Source organism: Comamonas sp. HJ-2 (genome assembly GCF_053615495.1).
In genome coordinates this window covers 1-1232 of sequence record NZ_JBSIFD010000068.1, presented here as the reverse complement: position 1 = coordinate 1232, position 1232 = coordinate 1, and the positions used below count along the sequence as shown (strand labels likewise).

The following is a 1232-nucleotide window of genomic DNA, read 5'->3' as shown; positions in this document are numbered from 1 at the left end:
GCCTTACGGCTCAAGCCAAAGGGTGGGTCAGTTTGAGATGGAAATGGCGGGTCAGTTTTGCGTGGAAATTAACAGTCATGGCGGGATTGTCTCAGAGCAGGCTCTTTGAACTAGGTGGCAGGCTGGAAACGGCCAGAAGCGGACATAACTCAGTCGATAGACATCGTGTGGCTGGCCGAATGCTAAGCTGAGCTCGTAATAGAAGAATTTTTGAGAGGGACTCACATGTCGGGCGACAGCGAACTCTATTTTCTTGAACACGAAACCCGCCCAACTCGAACTGAACTCGAATCCAACAGCTCCCCGTACCTGTTGTCAGAATGGCATCTTCCCATTGTTTGGCTTGCACTGTTTCAACCCCAGGATGCACGCATCGATGCCACTTCCATTCGAGATGGGGATAGAGCGTACTTTGCGGCAAAGCGGCACGACGCCGTTATTAACTTAGAGAAACGACGGCCTTGGATACGCACAGCAGTTCCAAGCTTGGACGAGGTCTGGCTGGACTCATTCACAGAACTTCTACTGACCTGCGAGCTTTCATGGGTTCATGTTCAACCGCCTCCATTCTGCGAAGAAGGCTCGGCTCCGAGCATTAATGAGCTGAGGCAATTGCTGGCGGTCTTTGACACCCCTCCAAATTCGTGGGGAACAACCACAAAAGACATTGCCGGAGATCAAGACCTATATAGGACATGCTTCGCTAGTCAATTCAATTCGACTGAAGTAGATATCAAGCTCATAAGCCTCGGTGCAAGCGGCACCGATAGTTTGATGACGTGGGAGACTGAATAGCTGCTTTGGGTCGTTAGTAGACCTGTGCTCTTCGATCAGAAAGGAGCAGGGGATCGCACAACGCCTGCCGGGCCCGGCCCGAAATACACAAGCCCGTCATCAAGGGTGACAACAAGCACCCATCCGGGGTGGATCTCTTCTGTGATGTAGTCGCTGGCGCTGCCTGGCAGGATGCGCTCATTGGGGAAGCCATATCGTCCGGGCGTGCGCAGCAGGGTTGGGTGACTAGGGTTGTGCATCGTGCGCGCGCCCCAGTGCTGGCCCTGGCAAGCACCACCAGCTTTGTCTTATGTGTCGATGGTGGACATTCCACTCTTGTCCACTCAGTCGCAGGCCGCCACCATTGATCAGCATGAGGTGGCAGTGCTCAAGCGGCTTGATCAGCTGTGGCACCGTGGGGGCATCCGGTTCGGGCAGCAGATAGGCCTTGCATAGAG

At 54.2% G+C, this 1232-nt stretch carries 1 pseudogene; it reads right to left on the bottom strand.

The window, feature by feature from the left end:
- Positions 1 to 1020: 1020 nt before the first annotated feature.
- Positions 1021 to 1232 (bottom strand): annotated as a pseudogene (locus ACWGXF_RS24340) (hypothetical protein); the annotation flags it as partial.